The sequence below is a fragment of the Paraburkholderia sp. SECH4 genome (assembly GCF_030511745.1).
In the GTDB taxonomy this organism is placed as follows: domain Bacteria; phylum Pseudomonadota; class Gammaproteobacteria; order Burkholderiales; family Burkholderiaceae; genus Paraburkholderia; species Paraburkholderia madseniana.
The window spans coordinates 20435-34812 of the sequence record NZ_JALOCP010000036.1 but is presented as its reverse complement, the minus strand read 5'-3'; the positions used below and the strand labels follow the sequence as shown (position 1 = coordinate 34812).

12 protein-coding genes are annotated in these 14378 nt (G+C 61.9%); 8 read left to right on the top strand and 4 right to left on the bottom strand.

Features of this window, described 5'->3' with window-relative positions:
* Positions 1–28 precede the first annotated feature (28 nt).
* The 6 genes from M0D67_RS33405 to M0D67_RS33380 are packed head-to-tail and all read left to right on the top strand — an operon-like array spanning position 29 to position 6090.
* Entirely contained in the window at positions 29–1414 is a 1386-nt protein-coding gene (locus tag M0D67_RS33405) for an FAD-dependent oxidoreductase (RefSeq protein WP_266241155.1), read from the top strand.
* The gene (locus M0D67_RS33400; RefSeq protein WP_266241153.1) at positions 1411–2592 is read left to right on the top strand and encodes a CaiB/BaiF CoA-transferase family protein; all 1182 of its coding nucleotides are present in this window, start codon (positions 1411–1413) and stop codon (positions 2590–2592) included. Before M0D67_RS33405 ends, M0D67_RS33400 begins: the two co-directional genes overlap by 4 nt.
* Positions 2589–3362, top strand: coding sequence for an enoyl-CoA hydratase-related protein (locus M0D67_RS33395; protein ID WP_154559335.1), 774 nt, complete (start codon positions 2589–2591; stop codon positions 3360–3362). Before M0D67_RS33400 ends, M0D67_RS33395 begins: the two co-directional genes overlap by 4 nt.
* Positions 3362–3697 (top strand): ferredoxin, encoded by a 336-nt coding sequence (gene fdxA / locus M0D67_RS33390; RefSeq protein WP_097395489.1) that lies wholly within the window; start codon positions 3362–3364, stop codon positions 3695–3697. The genes M0D67_RS33395 and fdxA overlap by 1 nt, the downstream gene beginning before the upstream one ends.
* Before the next feature lie 9 nt (positions 3698–3706).
* The gene (locus M0D67_RS33385) at positions 3707–4621 is read left to right on the top strand and encodes a LysR family transcriptional regulator (protein WP_154559334.1); all 915 of its coding nucleotides are present in this window, start codon (positions 3707–3709) and stop codon (positions 4619–4621) included.
* 23 nt (positions 4622–4644) lie between these two features.
* Positions 4645–6090, top strand: coding sequence for an NAD-dependent succinate-semialdehyde dehydrogenase (locus M0D67_RS33380; RefSeq protein WP_266241150.1), 1446 nt, complete (start codon positions 4645–4647; stop codon positions 6088–6090).
* A 73-nt stretch (positions 6091–6163) separates the two neighbouring features.
* Here M0D67_RS33380 and M0D67_RS33375 read toward each other — a convergent pair whose 3' ends face one another.
* The 3 genes from M0D67_RS33375 to M0D67_RS33365 form a co-directional block, all read right to left on the bottom strand.
* Complete coding sequence (locus M0D67_RS33375) at positions 6164–6748, bottom strand: TlpA disulfide reductase family protein (RefSeq protein WP_266241148.1); 585 nt, start codon at positions 6746–6748, stop codon at positions 6164–6166.
* On the bottom strand, positions 6738–7796 hold the full coding sequence (locus tag M0D67_RS33370; protein WP_266241146.1) for a transporter: 1059 nt from the start codon (positions 7794–7796) through the stop codon (positions 6738–6740). Before M0D67_RS33370 ends, M0D67_RS33375 begins: the two co-directional genes overlap by 11 nt.
* A gap of 138 nt (positions 7797–7934) precedes the next feature.
* Positions 7935–8300, bottom strand: coding sequence for a DUF2946 domain-containing protein (locus M0D67_RS33365; protein WP_266241144.1), 366 nt, complete (start codon positions 8298–8300; stop codon positions 7935–7937).
* A 388-nt stretch (positions 8301–8688) separates the two neighbouring features.
* Here M0D67_RS33365 and M0D67_RS33360 point away from each other — a divergent pair, with 388 nt between their 5' ends.
* Positions 8689–9132 carry a DUF4148 domain-containing protein gene (locus M0D67_RS33360; protein ID WP_266241142.1) on the top strand — a complete coding sequence of 148 codons (444 nt, stop codon included), beginning with the start codon at positions 8689–8691 and terminating at the stop codon, positions 9130–9132.
* Positions 9133–9355: 223 nt separating this feature from the next.
* Here M0D67_RS33360 and M0D67_RS33355 read toward each other — a convergent pair whose 3' ends face one another.
* Positions 9356–12121, bottom strand: coding sequence for a glucosidase (locus M0D67_RS33355; RefSeq protein ID WP_266241141.1), 2766 nt, complete (start codon positions 12119–12121; stop codon positions 9356–9358).
* A gap of 385 nt (positions 12122–12506) precedes the next feature.
* Here M0D67_RS33355 and M0D67_RS33350 point away from each other — a divergent pair, with 385 nt between their 5' ends.
* Positions 12507–14267 carry an FAD-dependent oxidoreductase gene (locus M0D67_RS33350; protein WP_266241140.1) on the top strand — a complete coding sequence of 587 codons (1761 nt, stop codon included), beginning with the start codon at positions 12507–12509 and terminating at the stop codon, positions 14265–14267.
* Positions 14268–14378: the final 111 nt, after the last annotated feature.

Here is a 14378-nt window from a genome sequence, read left to right as displayed (position 1 = left end):
GAAATACCCGAATTCTCAGAGGAGACAAGTGAACATGATCAGCGATTTGATTCAGGAAAGTGCGCGCGATGTGCGCGTTGCGGCCAAGGCAAATGTCGTGGTGGTGGGCGGCGGTCCCGCAGGCCTGTCGGCAGCGATCGGGGCGGCGCGCAACGGCGCCGAAGTGATTCTGCTGGAGCGTTACAACCACCTGGGCGGCCTCGCATCCGGCGGCATGGTGCTGGTGCTCGACGACATGTGGGACAACCACCTGCAGGAAATTTCAGTGCGCGGCGTCTGCATGACCTTCATCGAACGGATGGCGGCGCGCAAGCTGGCGGCGTTCCCGCGCTCGGACGAGTGGGGCGAGGATCCTGCCGCGTATCGCAAGTGGGGACGTTGGGGCACCTTCGACTTTCATAGCCAGAAGACACCTCACCCCGTGTGCTTCGCCGCAGCGTTCGATCCGGATGGGATGAAGCGCGTCGCGCTGGAGATGGTGGAATCGCTCGGCATCAAGTTGCGTTTGCATTCATGGTTCTCGCGCACGCTGGTCGAAGACGGTCAGGTGAAGGGCGTGATCTGCGAGACGAAGAGCGGTCGTGAAGCGATCCTCGCCGACGTGGTGATCGACGCGACGGGGGACCTCGATGTCGCGGCGTCGGCGGGCGTGCCGCATGTCGGTGGCACCTATATCACGACGACGGTATTTCGACTCGGCGGCGTCGATACTGAGGCGGCCGAGCGTTTCGAAGCCGAAGAACCCGAGGCATTCGCGGCACTGGATCGCCAGATCAAGCGCATTCTCGGTGGCTCGTGGGGCTACTGGTGGCTGAAGACACCGTTGCCCGGCGTGGTGTGGTGCAACTGCCCGCACATGGCCGGTCTCGACGGCCTCAAGCCCGAAGACCTGACGCGTGCTGAAGTACAGGGCCGGAAGCACATTCACGCGGTGGTCGATTTCGTGCGCGAAAAGTTGCCCGGGTTCGAGCAGTGTTACGTGATCGATGTCGCGCCGCAAACCGGCGTGCGCCAGACGCGCCTGCTCGAAGGCGAGTATGTGATGACGAAGGACGACCTCGCGCAGCGTACCCGTTTCGACGACAGCATCGCGCGTGGCCGTGACTACTACATGCCGTATCGCGTGTTGCTGCCGAAGCAGATCGACAACCTGCTGGTTGCCGGCCGCCACTATTCGGCGACCTCGCAGGCGCAGAAGATGTCGCGCGAAATTCCGCCTTGCATGGCGATGGGCGAAGCCGCAGGTGTGGCTGCCGCGCTCGCGCTCGACGCGGGCGTGCGAGTGCGCGACGTCGACGTGCACTCGCTGCAGAAGACCTTGCGCACACAAGGCGCCGATCCGGGCGACCAGGCCGGCCGCAACGCCGACGTCCCATCGCTTGCCGCACACATCGAGAAGCGGGAGGCCGCATGAGCGTCGCCGACAACGTCGCGAAGACAACTGACCTGCCGCTTGCCGGCGTGCGCGTAGTCGATCTCACGCAGGTCATGATGGGTCCGGTCTGCACGCAGATGCTCGCGGATTACGGCGCCGACGTGATCAAGGTCGAGAGAAAGGGCGCGGGCGACTTGAGCCGTTCGACGTTCGAGCCGGTGGCCGGTGCGGACAATCCGATCTTCTGCAGTCTGAATCGCAACAAGCGCAGCGTGGCGCTCGACCTGCGCGACGCGCAGCAACTGGCTGATCTGAAGGCGCTGATCGCGGACGCGGACGTGGTCGTCAGCAATTTCCGCGCAGGCGTGATGGACCGTATGGGCGTCGGCTACGAAGACTGCCGCCGATTGAATCCGCGGATCATCTACGCGGTGGGCACGGGCTTCGGCGAAACCGGACCGTATGCGCACAAGGGTGGCCAGGACGTGCTCGCCCAGGCGATGAGCGGTGTGATGGCGCGCCGCGCTGATGAGTCGTTGCCGATTTCCGTGTACCCGACTGCGCTCGCCGACTATTCGGCCGGCATGCACATGGTGCAGGGCATCCTGCTCGCATTGCTGCATCGTGAGCGCACGGGCGAGGGGCAGAAGGTCAACGTGTCGCTGTACAACTCGATGCTCGCGATGCAGATGCAGGAAGCCGCCATGATCATGATGGCCGACTCGGAAGTGAACTGGGCCGCGATGCCGCTCTCGGGTGTCTTCGATACCCAGGATGGCGCACTGGTGCTCGTCGGTGCGTTCAAGGCGAATCCGCTGCGCGACATCTGCGCCGCGCTGGATATCGACGACCTGTCGCTCGACGCGCGCTTTTGCAATCTCAACCAGCAGTTCGTTCACAAGACCGAATTGCAGCGGATTTTCCGGGAACGCTTTGCGAGCAACACACGCGACTTCTGGCTCGCACGCCTCGAAGATCAGGACCTGCTGTGTGCACCGGTGCGCGATCTGCGTGAAGCGCTGGTCGATCCTCAGACGCTGCACAACCAGTTGATTCTGGAAGGCGAGGGCGAAGGCCAGCCGGTGCGCTTCATCGGCAGCCCGATCGAACTTTCGCTCGCGCCGGTTGGCTTGCGGCGTGGGCCGCCGCGCCTCGGCCAGCATACCGAAGAGGTCCTGCAACAATTACGCAGCAAGGTCGCCACGGAGGCTGTATGAGCGTACGTCTTGTCATCGACCAGCACGTTGCCACGGTGACGCTGGCGCGGCCGGAAGCGCTCAACGCCGTGGACCTCGCCACCGAAGCCGAACTGCAACGCGTGTGGAACGAGCTCGAACGGAACCGCGATGTGCGGGTCGTGGTTCTGACGGGCGAAGGCGAGCGCGCGTTCTGCGTCGGCGCGGACCTGAAGAATCCGTCGGTGAGCGGCCTTGAGTACTGGGCGGCGCCACGGCCAGGCGGCTTTGGTGGCATTGCGCTTCGCGAGACGCTCAACGTGCCGGTTATCGCGCGGGTCAACGGTTATGCGCTGGGTGGCGGCTTCGAAATGGTGCTGGGTTGCGATCTGGTGGTCGCGTGTGACGAGGCGAGCTTCGGGCTGCCCGAGGCGCTCGTCGGGCGCATGCCGCTTGACGGCGGCATGACCCTGCTGCAACGCCAGATCCCGTACCGCCAGGCGATGGCGATGCTGATGACCGGCCGCCGCGTTTCGGCACGCGAGGGACTCGAGATGGGCCTCGTCAACGAAGTCGTGCCGCGTGCCGAACTGGACGCCGCCGTCGAGCGCTGGGTTCAGGCGCTGCTCGCGTGCGCGCCGCTGTCGCTGCAGGCGATCAAGCAGGTGGTCAAACGCACCTCCACACTCTCGCCTGCGGACGCCCAGGCACTGCGACTGCCCGCCTTGGTGGCCGCGTTGCAATCCGAGGACGCGAATGAAGGCGTGCGCGCGTTCCAGGAGAAGCGCAAACCGGTCTGGAGTGGACGCTGATGGCCTACGTCATCACTTCGCCGTGCATCGACGTCAAAGACGGTGCGTGCGTGCAATGCTGCCCGGTCGACTGTATCTACGAGGGCGGCCGCACGCTCTACATCCACCCTGAGGAGTGCATCAACTGCGGGGTGTGTGTATCGGTGTGCCCGACCGAAGCGATCTTTCACGATGAAGAACTCCCGCAGTCGGAGGCCATTTTCGCCGCCGTGAACCGGGATTTCTTCGGGCCGGAAGCGAGTGCGCTCGGTTCCCCGGGTGGCGCATGTGACGTCGGCAAGGTAGCCTGCGATCATCCCGTGGTCGCCGCCTGGACGGTGCGGCCGATGAACTGAGAAAACACGATGCATGCGAATGTCCTGAAGTATTTTGTCGAAGTGGCTCGGTGCAGTTCGATCCGCAAGGCCGCGCAGAACCTCTATGTCGCGTCGAGCGCGGTCAACCGGCAGATCCTGAAGCTCGAAGCCGAGATGGGGACCGAACTGTTCGACCGGCTGCCGAACGGCATCCGGCTGAACGCGGCCGGCGAGCGCATGCTGCAACACATTCGCGCGACGCTGAACGACTTCCACTTGATGCGCAGCGAACTTGACGACCTGAAGGGCGAGCGCAAGGGACACGTGTCGGTGGTGGCAATGGACTCGCTTTTCGTCGATTTTCTGCCGGCGACCGTCGAGGAGTTTTCAGACGCCTATCCGGCTGTCACTTATTCGATCGCCGCGGTGCCGCCGCACGACGTACCGACGCGACTCGTGAGTGGCGAGTATGACGTCGGCATTACGTACATTACGAAGCTGCCCGCCGGCCTCGATGTCGTGACCGAGGTATCGTTGCCGCCGGGTGTGGTGATGGCGTCATCGCATCCGCTAGCGAAGACGGAGCGCATCAGCTTCGACGAATGCCGCAATCACGCGTTTCTGCGGCTCGAAGGACGATCGCCGATCCAGGGCGTCGTCACGACCGACTTTCCCGAGTACTGGGAGTCGCTGCAGCCGAGCGTCACCTGCAACTCTACGACGCTGCTCAAGCGGCTGATTGCGTCAGGGCGGGGCATTTCATTTTTTTCCAAACTGGCTTTCCTCGACGAACTGGCGCGCGGTGACGTGGTATGGAGACCGCTCGACGACGTGAACGTGAACGCACTCACCGTCGGCGTCATCACACCCAATCAGCGTGCGTTACCTCACGTGACGCTGGAGTTCGTCGAACGTATCGTGCGGCGCCTGAGGCATGTCGAATTGGCGTTGCGCGACGCGTGATCTTCAACTAACAGGAACATAACGTGGTCACATCAGGCTATACAGATACCCGTCTTCTGATCAACGGCGAGTGGTGCGACGCCGCCAGCGGCAAAACTCTCGACGTCATCAACCCCGCTACCGGCAAGGCCATCGGCAAGGTGGCTCACGCCGGCATCGCCGATCTGGACCGGGCGCTGGCCGCCGCGCAGCGCGGCTTCGAAGCCTGGCGCAAGATTCCGGCCAACGAACGCGCCACCACCATGCGCAAGGCCGCGGCTCTGGTGCGTGAACGTGCTTCGGACATCGCCCGCCTGATGACGCAGGAACAGGGCAAGCCGTTCGCCGAGGCGCGCGTCGAAGTGCTGTCCGCGGCGGACATCATCGAATGGTTCGCCGACGAAGGCCGCCGCGTCTACGGCCGGGTCGTGCCGCCGCGCAATCTGGCGGTGCAGCAAACCGTGCTCAAGGAGCCGATCGGCCCGGTGGCGGCCTTCACGCCGTGGAATTTCCCGGTCAATCAGGTCGTGCGCAAGCTGAGCGCGGCGCTCGCGTGCGGCTGCTCGTTCCTCGTCAAGGCGCCGGAAGAAACCCCGGCGTCGCCGGCGGCGCTGCTGCAGGCGTTCGTCGAAGCCGGCGTGCCGGCCGGTACGGTCGGCCTCGTGTTCGGCGATCCGGCGGAGATTTCCAGCTACCTGATTCCGCATCCGGTGATCCGCAAGGTCACGTTCACCGGCTCGACGCCGGTCGGCAAGCAACTGGCCGCGCTGGCCGGCACGCACATGAAGCGCGCGACGATGGAGCTGGGCGGTCATGCGCCTGCCATCGTGGCCGAAGACGCCGACGTCGCGCTGGCCATCAAGGCCGCGGGTGCCGCGAAGTTCCGCAATGCCGGCCAGGTCTGCATCTCGCCGACGCGCTTTCTGGTGCACAACAGCATCCGCGAAGAATTCGCCGCGGCGCTCGTCAAGCATGCTGAAGGTCTCAAGCTCGGCGACGGCCTGGCGGAAGGCACCACCATCGGGCCGCTCGCCAATGCGCGCCGTCTCACCGCGATGAGCAAGGTGCTCGACGACGCGCGCAAGACCGGCGCGAAGGTCGAGACGGGCGGCGAACGCGTGGGCTCGGAAGGCAACTTCTTCGCGCCGACCGTGCTGACCAACGTGTCGCTCGAATCGGACGTGTTCAACAACGAGCCGTTCGGCCCGATCGCCGCGATCCGCGGTTTCGACACGCTCGAAGAAGCGATCGCCGAAGCGAACCGTCTGCCGTTTGGTCTCGCCGGTTATGCGTTCACGAAGTCGTTCCGCAACGTGCATCTGCTGTCGCAACAGATGGAAGTCGGCATGCTGTGGATCAACCAGCCTGCCACGCCCTGGCCGGAAATGCCGTTTGGCGGCGTGAAGGATTCGGGCTATGGGTCGGAAGGCGGTCCGGAGGCGATGGAAGGTTATCTGGTGACGAAGGCCGTGTCGGTCATGGCTGTCTAGAAGCGCGAAACGGTCAAATCCGGTGGGCTCGTAAGCAGACGGTCACCACAATTCGCACCCGTCATTTACGCCTCTATTGCCTCAGAAGTGGCGTGACAACGCGTTGCAAGCGATCGGATGTCCAAACGGGAGATTTGTCGTCCCACCCGTTGTCCGCGAGGAGACCCGTTCGTCCGATCGTGAAGCTCACCGGAATGCGCCACATGCGCCCGTAGTCACCTGCCCAGGCGCTGCCCAGCAGGCCCACCGGAAAACTAAGGCCGGCGGCAACCTCACGAACGGTTGACAGATCGTCTGCTCCATCCAGACTGAACCCGAGTACTTGCAGCCCGCTATTTGCGTTGCGCGCGGCATAGGCCGACAGCAGAGGCAGTTCGTCACGGCACGGCTCGCACCAGGTGGCCCAGAACGTCAGAATAACCACCTTGCCGAGCAGATCAGCGCTGCTTATGCTCCGGCCATCCAGTGTATGAAGGACTAGAGGCGGAGCCGGTTGACCAACGGCCAGCGTGGCCGCGCGGGCCGCCAAGGGCCGGCCCAACCCATCTGCACCCAGGCACACTGCCAGCACGGCACGCAACCACGCGCGCCGCGCAGTCGATATCGAGGAGGCGGGGTCGTCTTGCGCCAGTGGCGCTCGCGATTCGTCAGAACGCATAGCTCATTCCCACGTTGCCGCTCCAGCGTGGAAACAACTGATAACCGTCGAGTTTGCTGTATATAGCGCGCTGCACGAAGCCATACACCTCCAGGTTTTTCCATACGTTGACGGTGATGCCGGGGCTGAGATAAACGACGGTTCCCGCTGTGTTCGCAGTATCCGCAAGCGTGCCCTGGTCATGGCTCTTGCGGGTAACGTTGATCTGCAACTGCGGAACCCACTTCGGATTCGCCTCGTAGCGCAGGCCGAGGCTCAAACTGGCCAGATTCCCGGGGCGGTATGTCGCGCCGGGGTGATCGAGATTCTCCACGATTGCGGACTGGAATTGCCCGTTGATGAACGCGTCGAAGTTCTGGCTGATCGCCTGGTAATAGTAGGCCCCTACAATCAGGTCAGTACTGCCGGTGCCCGGCTGCAAGCTGGTGTCGAGCGCCTGGCCTGCGGCCGCATTGGGGCCGTTCGAGAAGAACACTGGATTGTGCCCAACGATTGCACCCGTATTGACGTCCTGACCACCGTACCGGCCTGTGGGTAACTTGACGCCAAGCTGCAGTCCAAGATTGTGCGTAGGTAGAAAACCCTGATAGTTGGCGATGAGCTTGATGTCTCCCAGGCCTTTGCTGGTTGCGCCGCTCACGTTGTCGGGAGTGAGCTGGTCCGTCGTCGCGTTGCCATATGTCGTGTGGCTACGGTAAATATAAGGAATGAGCGCACTGAAGTTCCAGCTCGCGCTGGGGCTATAGCTGATGCCGAGATTGATGTATCGATTGATCGTCTGGCGCTCCACCTCCTGGCTGCCACCGGCGTCATTGATGCTGGCGGGTTGTGTGTTCGACACTGAACCGGTGCCGCTGCGCAACTGGTTCTGGTTGATGAAGTTGTATTCGATGTTGATTCGCCAGCCTGGGGCGGCGGAATAGCCCATCGCTGCATCGGTGCTCAAGGAGCAGCCGCAAGTGGCGCATGCGTGAGCCGCAGCGGGAAAGATCGCGGCCATGGCGAAAGGCAGCGTGCAGCGCAATAGCGCGTTCGGGTTGGTAGACATGGTTTCCTCTCCGCTCGATGCGGGCGCGCGTCAACCCCCTCCTCGGGAGGAAGGACGTGCGTGTTTTCCTGAGACGACAGACTGCCGCGACGGCCTGATTACGAAGCAGGCTGACGCTGCGACTGACAGAAACAACGACTAGGAAAGGACGGGAGGATCGCGAGGCCGGCCGGATGGAAACGCGGCCGCGTGAGGGACAAACGGGGGCGGCGCCGATACTTGCGCATCCGCTAGTGAAAGCATTGCAACGAGGCCGGCCGGAGGGACACTCGGAGCGGCTACATGATGAGCGAGGAAGTCGCAGTATCCACACGCTGCGGTCTTGTCCGGGGACGCATGGTGTGCGGCGGGAGCGTCACTGTCGACTGCCGAACAGATGGCACTGACCGGCTCATCGGCGCGGGAGGCAACGAGCAACTGGCTCACGAGCGGCGCGAAAACGACAAGCCACATGGCGATAAGGCCAAGCCATGCGACAGAGTGTTTGTGGGCGCCGGGCTTCATGGGTAGTCAAAAATTTTTCAGGATTCTATCCGTCGGATAGCGGGCCCGTATAGCACCTTCCTTATGCGTGCCATCAGCCGGAAGGGGCCGGATCGGCTGGACAGGTACTTCGTTGGGTAACTGAAAGTCGGGACCGTTTCGCGCGGAACAGAAAGCGCCCGCGGTCAGATCGACACGTTGATCAGCCGAAAGGGTTTGCGAGACCGGCGGTGCGAGCATTGCCATCGGGATTGCAAGCAATCTGAGAATGCCGCCAATCTTCGGATTGAAAAGGCGAGGCATGATCTTGACGGACCGACCGGCTAGTGTGTTGTAGACGATTGTCGCGCAAGTTTTTGACAGCGCCGATGGGTAAATATCCTACAAAAGAGTAGGGAAAGAACGGGGCATGTCGCGATACAAAAAAGGGAGATCACTCGGGAATAAAGGAAATTCTGCCCGGGTATTACAAGAGCGTGCCGAGTCTTTGCGAGAACCCTTGATGCTTTTCGAAGCGGCACGAAATCCCGGCGCAAACTGCGTGATTCGATTGGCGTCGGGCATGTCATGCACCATGCTGGAGAATATGATGAAAGCTCTGACTTTAATCCCTATTGCCGCATTGACGTTGTGCACCACGCTCGCCTATGCGGGTGACAACACCGACACATCCAAAACGGCCACCGACAGCAACGCGGCTATGACGTCGGACGCAGTCGGCGGTACGTCCGTGGGCGGTAGCGATAGCGGTGCCATCCATGGCAAGACTCGCGCGGAGGTCAAACAGGAATTGCAGCGCGCCCAGCAGGACGGCACGATGGATCGCCTGAACGCGCTCTACGGCGGAGAGTGAGCAGATGCAAGGGATGGCCGACGCCTTGCTTGCGGAGAAACACCAACACGCTGATTTTGTCTTTCGAGCCGAAAGTAACCGGAACAATCGCAACGTCGCCGAGCATGATCGCCTGGTGCGTTGCGATGTTGTTCGACCAGTCCTGTTCGTCGTAGTCCTGAACCTTCGTGAAATAGTCGGCGTCGCCAGGCAGCCTGTTTCGCGGTGGAACGCTAACACATCGCTACCGAGCCATGGCTGGTGCGGTGTCTTCTGCCACCGACGCAACATCAGGCGCTACGTCGGGCGCAACATCAGGCGCTACATGGGACAGCTTCATCATGCGCGGCTGGAGCAGCAGCGCGACGAGCCCGCTCCAGCCGGTCTGATGCGAAGCGCCGACCCCGCGTCCAGTGTCGCCGTGAAAGTACTCATGGAACAGGACGAGATCCTGCGAACGCGGGTCGGCTTGCAGCATTGGATAAGCGGCCATCACGGGCCGCACGCCTTGTGCATCTTTGAGAAAGAGCGTGGTGAGCCGCCGTGCAAGGTCGTCGGCAATCCCGCTCAGCGAAGCGCGGTTGCCCGATCCCGTCGGATATTCGATGCGAAACTCATCACCGTAGTAGCGATAGAACTCATACAGCGATTCGATCAGCAGATAGTTGACGGGTATCCAGATCGGCCCGCGCCAGTTCGAATTGCCGCCAAAAACACGCGAGTCCGATTCGGCTGGCTGGTATTGAACGCGGAGGTTCACGCCATCATGGTCGAAGACGTACGGTGCATCCCGATGCACACGGGAAAGCGCCCGCACGCCGTGCTCGGAGAGAAATTCGTTTTCATCGAGCGCGCGCCGCAACAGCGCTGTCATCCGCTGTCCGCGCAACAGCGACAGCAGCGTGGTGTTGCCCGTGCCGGGTTCGGTCCAGCGCGACACCAGCTTTGCCAGATTGGGCCGATGATCGAGAAACCACGCCAGCCGTTCGCGCAATCCCGGCAGATGACCGTACACCCGATCCTCGAGCACGTGAACGGCGAACAGCGGAATCAGTCCGACGATTGAACGAATGCGCATTGGCACACGGGTACCGTCCGGAAGGTGCAGTACGTCGTAGAAGAATTCGTCTTGTCCATCCCATAACCCTGTTCTGCAGCCTTCGCTGCAACTGACCGCTTCCGCGATATACAGAAAGTGCTCGAAGAACTTCACCGCGATTTCGACGTACGAGTTGTTCGTCATCGCCAGTTCGAGGCCGATCTGCATCAGGTCGAGCGCGTACGAGGCCATCCATGCCGTGCCATCGGCCTGATCGATGCGACCGCCGGTCGGTAGCGGCGAAGACCGGTCGAAGATGCCGACGTTGTCGAGCCCAAGAAAGCCGCCCTGAAAGATGTTGCGGTCATCGGCGTCCTTGCGGTTGACCCACCACGAGAAATTGAGCAGCAGCTTGTGGAACATGACCTCAAGAAACTCATGATCGCCAATGCCCGTCACCTCGCGGTCGAGTTCGTACACCCGCCATGTTGCCCACGCATGAACGGGCGGATTCGCATCGCCGAACGCCCACTCGTAGGCGGGCAATTGCCCGTTCGGATGCATATAACGCTCCTTCACGAGCAGCAGCAATTGCTTCTTCGCGAAGTCGGGATCGATCATGGCGAACGCGACCGCATGAAACGCGAGGTCCCACGACGCGTACCATGGATACTCCCACTTGTCGGGCATCGACACGACGTCGCCATTGCACATGTGCCGCCAGTCCGCGTTGCGGCCGCGCCTCCGTGCTCTCGGTGGATTCGGTTGGCCGGGGTCGCCGTCATGCCAGCGCGTCACGTCGAACTGGTAGTACTGCTTCGACCACAGCATGCCGGCGAGCGCCTGACGCTGCACGAGCCGAGCATCGGCGTCGGGGATGTCGTGCTGAAGCGCCGCATAGAATTCGTCGGCCTCCGCTTGTCGGCGCGCAAAGAGCTCGTTGATCTCGAGCGGCACGGTATTCGAAGCCGCAGCCGGGGACGATTCTGGACGCCAGCGCAGATACAGCACCGAGCGCTCATGAGGCGCGAACTGTAGATACACATGCGCGGCGGCGCGGGTGCCCTTGTCGCGCCGGATTGCCTGCTCGTCGCCGTCAACGAGGTAGTCATTGAAGCCGTCCTTGAACGGTCCCGTTCCTTCGAAGCCGAAAATGCGGCGCACATTCGTTTCGTTTTCACAGAAGAGCCACTCGATCGGCTGTTGCGCCGACGCCGTCACGATCATCGTTCCGAGCGCGGGATTGTGCGCGACGACGCGCGCGCCTTCCTCAGTATTCGGCTCCAGCGTGAGCGACGGCTTGCCGGGCTTGCCCGACCATGCCCATCGGTTGCGCGCCCAGAATTGCGGCAACAGATGAAGCGCCGCGCACTGATCCGCGCGGTTTTCGACGCTAACGCGCATCACGATATCGTCGGGCGTGTGCTTCGCGTACTCGACGCAGACGTCGAAGTAGCGGTTATCGTCGAACACGCCCGTATCGAGAATTTCATATTCGGGCTGATCGGCGCCGCGCCGCAGATTTTCATCGATCAGATCCTGGTACGGGTACGCGTCGTGAGGATACTTGTACAGCATCTTCATGTACGAATGCGTCGGCGTGCCGTCGAGATAGAAGTAAAGCTCCTTCACGTCCTCGCCGTGATTGCCTTGCGCGTTCGTCAGCCCGAAGAGCCGTTCCTTGATGATCGGATCGTGCCCGTTCCAGAGGGCGAGCGATACGCACCAGTCGAGCGGGTCGTTGCCGAATCCGGCAATGCCGTCCTCACCCCAGCGGTACATGCGGCTGCGCGCATGGTCGTGCGGAAAGTAGTCCCATGCGGTGCCGTATTCGCTGTAGTCTTCGCGAACGGTGCCCCATTGCCGGTCGCTTAGATAGGGCCCCCAGCGGCGCCAGCGGTCGAGTTCCGGACCATGGAGACGGGCACCTTCCTTCGACTGGAGCAGATTGATTGCGCGTAGCGGTGGCACGGAACCTCCCAACCCGAAATCGACCATCCAACGCGCTCAGTGCGTGAATGTCGTTCCCTTTCCATCACGAGCGCCGTGTGTGCGATGCTCATCAGGCGCTCAACATCCTCTCTACGGTGCCTTAATGATAGGTGCCAGCAGCGAACGACGATAACCAACATCTCCGACCGTCTCGTTAATTAGCTGATTAACGGATTTTCCAATGAAAGTGCAACGAGGGGCGCCAGGAAGTCCGCGTGTGCCGGTCGCGAGTACCGCAAGGGCTCGGACATGAGCAGGATCAGGTTAGCTATTTGCGACGCGTTGAGGGCTAACCTATCTTGTACTACTGGATGGCATTGACTACGTGGGTTATCCAAAAAATCGCATTGCTGGGAGGTTCACGATGAACAGCGACGCAGCTTCGCCACCGGGCGGGCAGGAGAACCAGGCAGAAGCCGACACTAACGGCGCCGATCGTTCTACCTCGGCAGATGCGCAAACTCCATATAGCACCTCACGCTGGAATCAGATATTTCCGGTACTGACGGACCCTGAGATCGATCGGATAAGGCGATTCGGTGCGATGTGCAGCTACGCCGTCGGCGAATTTCTCTATCGCGCGGGTGGCATGAGTCCAGGCATGTTCGTCCTGTTGTCAGGCACGATTCGATACACCGCACGCGACGGACTCGGCCATCGACGTTTGCTGCGCTCTCAGGCAAAGCGGGGTGAATTCACGTCCGACGTTGGCATGCTTTCAGGCAAGCCCGGGCTCGTCGATGCTGAGGTTATTGAAGACGTTAATGCGCTCGTGATTTCGCCGGATAAGCTGCGTGCGCTGATGATTGGCGAGGCAGAGCTCGGCGAAAGGATCATGCGCGCGCTGATTCTGAGGCGCGTCGCTGCAATCGAGCGTGGCCAAGGGGCGGTGCTCGTCGGCCCGCCCGACAACGAGCGGCTCCTCGCGCTGCAACATTTCCTGCAACGCAATGCTCTCCCGCATATGACGCTTGACGTAGGCGGTGCCGATGCTATCGCATTGCTCGAGCGCATGACTCCCGGGCGCGATGACATGCCGCTCGTCGTCTGCCCGGATGGCACCGTGCTGCGCAATCCGGACGAGGGGCAGCTCGCCTCGTGTCTGGGACTCGTGCCGGAATTCGATTCAGGGCATCTCTACGATGTCGCGATCGTGGGTGCCGGGCCTGCCGGCCTGGCGGCAGCCGTCTATGCGGCGTCCGAAGGCTTGTCAGTGGCCGTCTTCGATTGCCACGCGCCGGGCGGCCAGGCCGGCACGAGTGCGCGCATCGAAAACTATCTGGGCTTTCCGACCGGTATATCGGGCCAAGCGCTAGCCGGCAGGGCATTTAACCAGGCGCAGAAATTCGGTGCGCACATCGCGATTCCGGTCGAAGTGAAGGCCTTGCATTGCAGCGCATACCCGCTCGAGGTCGAGCTTGCCAGTTCGCGGCGCATTGCGGCACGAACGGTGGTCGTCGCGAGCGGCGCGGAGTATCGGCGTCCGGCAGTGAGCGGACTTGCGGGCTTCGAAGGTCACGGTGTCTACTACTGGGCGACGTCGATCGAGGCCCGACTTTGCCGCGGCGAACCGGTGCTGCTGATCGGCGGTGGAAATTCAGCCGGGCAGGCCGTTGTGTTTCTGGCTTCGCATGCTGCCCACGTTCATGTTCTCGTCAGGGGCCAGGACCTCGAGCACAGCATGTCGCATTACCTGATCGAGCGTATTGCTGCGTTGCCGAACGTGACGATCCATACAGGCGCTGAGATCACAGCCTTCGAAGGCGATGAACGGCTAGATTCTGTCTACTATCGGCGACACGATGGTGGTCTCGAATGCTTGAAGACGCATCACGTGTTCCTTTTTATCGGTGCCGACCCCAACACGAACTGGTTGCGCACGTGCAGTGTGTCGTTGGATCCGAAAGGATTTGTGTTGACGGGTACGGACCTCGAAACGGGAGCCACCAGATCCATGCTGCCATTGCATACCAGTGTCGACGGTGTGTTTGCAATTGGCGATGTTCGATCGGGTTCGACCAAGCGCGTTGCAGGGGCCGTGGGGGAGGGGGCCGCCGTGGTCGCGGAGATTCACCGCTTTCTTGCCAGCCATAAGCAGTCTGTCGCGATGGATTGCAAGGTTTGACCACTTCCGATGTGACTACCATCCAAATTTAAGTTCGACGCCGACATAGTCCGCGCTTGCAAAACGGCAACGAACGCCACCGCGTTCGTACCTGCGAACGGCCTGGGCCAC

Coding starts and splice junctions, on each gene's coding strand:
- M0D67_RS33400 (WP_266241153.1), top strand. CDS start 1,411: ATGAGCGTCGCCGACAACGTCGCGAAGACAACTGACCTGCCGCTTGCC.
- M0D67_RS33395 (WP_154559335.1), top strand. CDS start 2,589: ATGAGCGTACGTCTTGTCATCGACCAGCACGTTGCCACGGTGACGCTG.
- fdxA (WP_097395489.1), top strand. CDS start 3,362: ATGGCCTACGTCATCACTTCGCCGTGCATCGACGTCAAAGACGGTGCG.
- M0D67_RS33385 (WP_154559334.1), top strand. CDS start 3,707: ATGCATGCGAATGTCCTGAAGTATTTTGTCGAAGTGGCTCGGTGCAGT.
- M0D67_RS33375 (WP_266241148.1), bottom strand. CDS start 6,748: ATGCGTTCTGACGAATCGCGAGCGCCACTGGCGCAAGACGACCCCGCC.
- M0D67_RS33370 (WP_266241146.1), bottom strand. CDS start 7,796: ATGTCTACCAACCCGAACGCGCTATTGCGCTGCACGCTGCCTTTCGCC.
- M0D67_RS33365 (WP_266241144.1), bottom strand. CDS start 8,300: ATGAAGCCCGGCGCCCACAAACACTCTGTCGCATGGCTTGGCCTTATC.
- M0D67_RS33360 (WP_266241142.1), top strand. CDS start 8,689: ATGTCGCGATACAAAAAAGGGAGATCACTCGGGAATAAAGGAAATTCT.
- M0D67_RS33350 (WP_266241140.1), top strand. CDS start 12,507: ATGAACAGCGACGCAGCTTCGCCACCGGGCGGGCAGGAGAACCAGGCA.